The following is a 3,204-nucleotide window of genomic DNA, read 5'->3' as shown; positions in this document are numbered from 1 at the left end:
ACATGGGCTGGATTGATTATAACCTGCTTTACATCAATCCCACATTCCTCTGGTCGTCAATTGTGGGTGGCGTAATCATGGGATTTGGTTTTATCCTCGGCGGCTTTTGTCCGGGGACAAGCCTTACCGGCGCTGTGATCGGTAAAATTGACGCTATGGTGTTCATTGCTGGAATGTTTATCGGAATCTTCATTTTCGGTGAATTCTACGACGTTTTCGAACCCATTTACACCGGCTCGTTCCTCGGAAATATTTTTGTCTATGACTCGCTTGGCATGGGACGCGACTGGTTTGCCATGATGCTGATTGCTGTGGCTTTGTTTGCATTTGTGGCTACCCAGTATATCGAAGATAGGGTGAATAAAACATCCGATCCCGAAAAGAAAGCAAGGCCATCTTACTGGATTCCTTCGTCAATAATCCTGTCTGCCGGACTGCTGCTGATTTTGCTGCCATCGCAACCACGTTCGAGCTGGCACGAAACTTCTCCTGAAAAGCTGCTGAAGATGATGAATAACGGTGAGCACCTGGTGAACATTGACGAGGTAGCCTACAGCCTGGTCAACGGAAAAGACAGGCCTGTTTTGCTGGTGGATGTGAGAAAAGCTGAAGATTTTAATCAGTTCTCGCTGCCGGGCGCCATTAACATTCCACTTGAGCAGATTCTCGATCACAGGTACGAACCCATCCTCCGGTCATCAGAGCAAAAAGTAATACTTTACTCCAACTCAAACACCCTGGCAACCGAAGCCTGGCTCATTGCAACACGAGCCGGCATTAAAGACCTGAACGTTCTTTCCGGCGGATTGAACGGGTTTGTGCAGACGATTTTTAACGAGGAACATTTGGCTGACACGTATGATCTCAACATTTTGCAACAGGCAAGGTTCAGGGACAAAGTCAAAAACTACTTCCTGTCGGGCAAAGCAGCGCCTGAAACAAAATCTGCAGTTACACCGGTAATCAAAATTGTTGATATTGAAAAACCTGCAAAAGGTGGATGTTAAACTTAAAAATAATTGATTATGAATACAATACAGGCAAATATGTTGAAAAACGCCGCCATTCTCTTTGCAGCCGTTGCCCTCATTACCATGCTGGTGCAATGGATTGCAGCGCCGGACTACAAAGCTGAAAATACAGCCGTTCTGACTGCGATTACCGGCGATGACCAGAAAATACTTCCCCTGCAGTTGGATGAGATGATCCGTGCAGGAAAACTAACTGAGTTCACTTTGGTTGACCTCCGGGAATCTCAGGATTTTAACCGGGGAACGTTACCGGGCGCCATCAATATTCCATTCGGCACGCTGCTTGAAAAGAGTTCTCTGCGCCAGATGAAGAAATCAGGGAAACCGGTGATCCTCTTTTCCGGTGATGAATCTGAGGCCGCCGCTGCTTCCCTGCTCCTGATTTCAAAGGGTTTTGACGACGTTCAGGTAATCGCCAATGATTATACCTACATCAAAAACAATGTTGTGGAGAAGTTTCAACCTGCCTCGGCCTTTAATCAAAGCGAAAAAGCCCGCTTCGACTACCGGCGCTTTTTCCGTTCCGGCGGCGGCGCCGAAGCTGCTCCTGCCCGCACCCAACCCAAAATCATCCAGACCGGGATTGTGAAAACCAAAGGAGGGTGCTGAGAGAGCAATAAAAATTTGTTCCGATTTTTGGCGATGATTGGACAGCAAAAATCTCACGCTGCGGCTCAAAAAAAAACATGCTAATAGAAATTTTTTTTCTTGCTAATAGAAATTTTAAAAGTATGTATGCTTTTTTAAAAAGATGCTAATGCTTTTTTAGGTGATGCTGATACTTCATTTCGGAGGTAACAATTGAAACAATTTGACAATTAACTTTACCGCCTGCTTTTCTTTATTCATCATTGGTTTGCTGCTTTTTAGTCTTTTTCGGTTTCGCTTTTGTAAACAGGTCTGCTGTGTATTTTTCGTAAAGTTCAAACAGATAAACCATTCTGTTGGCTTCGCTTGTAAACGGTTGCGGGCGGTAGGCCAAATCAACAGCTTTGTCCAATTCGTTGTGTGCTTTTACCAATGCCGGCGGCATGGTCAATGGGTCGTAAAGGACGGCAAGCGATCTGTTCGGAAATTGCAACCGTGCCTCTAACACCTTTTGGGCTGCCGCTTCTATGGCTCTTATCTGCTTTTCGTTTGGACTTTCTGGCCAGGGATAGTTGTTGTAAACCAATTCGTTTGAATACCTATACCTACTTTCCAGGCGACCACAAATAAAATTTACCCAAGTCATATGCATTGCTGACATTAAAATACCGAAATGATAAAGTTTTGCATTTGGAATAAAAGAGCAACTATTGTTCGCAATAGAATTTTCATCAAAAAATCCTATTGGTATGTATTTCCTAAACTCGGAAGAGTGTAAAGGAATCAATACATATTCACTTTTAGGCTGTCTGTCTTCGCCAAAAAGAGTCGGGAAAGCAGCAAGCTTTTGTGTTGCTTGTCTGATACTTTCTGCTCTCAGCTTTCTTACATTTTCAATTCTTTCCTTAACAAGTTTTGCCTCTTTTAAGTCTGATGGATTTGCGTCTTTTAACCATAAGCACCAGCGTTTATGACCGTTTAAAAACTCGTGGGCACTTATCAACGGTTTGAAAAACTTTTCAGCTTTTGGTTCTTTTGTTAAAAACTCATTTTTTTCTTCATCAGTAAACAAAAAATTGCCCCCATCGTTTGGCATACTTCCGAAAGAAATCAATGGAACATTGCATATTGGACTTCTTCTCTTACCAATAAAGATATCCTTTGCATCAACCAAATACGGATTGATGTTTTTTGCCTTGATTTCGTGGGCTTCGCCTTTAATATCTTCATATTCAAAAATGATCTTGTTTGCGGTGTCGTAGTTAGTGAAGCCAACTATCACACAATAAACGGCTGCTTTGCCTCTGGCTTCGTTCGTCCATTTAAAAGTGCGGTGGGCAAAGTGAATTTTGATCCCGTATTTATTGAGCAATTGCCCCCAAAGAATACTCGTTTGCTCGCCTTGAACAATCGAATTTGTTGAAACAAAGCCAACTTTAATTTTTGTACCGTTAATGTATTTAGCGGCTTTAATGTACCAACCTGTTACATAATCCAAAACTCCACTACCGTCGGCATTATCAAACAGTTTTACAATTTGGTCGCGTTGGTATTGTTTCATTATTTTGGAACCAATAAAAGGCGG

At 42.8% G+C, this 3,204-nt stretch carries 3 protein-coding genes; 2 read left to right on the top strand and 1 reads right to left on the bottom strand.

Annotated elements, in window-relative coordinates:
• Together IH598_17600 and IH598_17595 are read left to right on the top strand one after the other, a co-directional pair.
• The coding region (locus tag IH598_17600; GenBank protein ID MBE0640331.1) for a YeeE/YedE family protein at window positions 1–1,007 on the top strand (1,007 nt) is incomplete at its 5' end.
• Between the two features lie 18 nt (window positions 1,008–1,025).
• Window positions 1,026–1,640, top strand: coding sequence for a rhodanese-like domain-containing protein (locus IH598_17595; protein MBE0640330.1), 615 nt, complete (start codon window positions 1,026–1,028; stop codon window positions 1,638–1,640).
• Window positions 1,641–1,872: 232 nt separating this feature from the next.
• On the opposite strand, the gene IH598_17590 is transcribed toward IH598_17595, so the two are convergent.
• The gene (locus IH598_17590) at window positions 1,873–3,117 is read right to left on the bottom strand and encodes a class I SAM-dependent DNA methyltransferase (protein MBE0640329.1); all 1,245 of its coding nucleotides are present in this window, start codon (window positions 3,115–3,117) and stop codon (window positions 1,873–1,875) included.
• Window positions 3,118–3,204 lie beyond the last annotated feature (87 nt).

Source organism: Bacteroidales bacterium (genome assembly GCA_014860585.1).
Lineage (GTDB): Bacteria > Bacteroidota > Bacteroidia > Bacteroidales > 4484-276 > RZYY01.
Note: the sequence above shows the minus strand (reverse complement) of the source record. Positions and strands in the feature narration are given on the sequence as shown.

Coding starts and splice junctions, on each gene's coding strand:
- IH598_17595 (MBE0640330.1), top strand. CDS start 1,026: ATGAATACAATACAGGCAAATATGTTGAAAAACGCCGCCATTCTCTTT.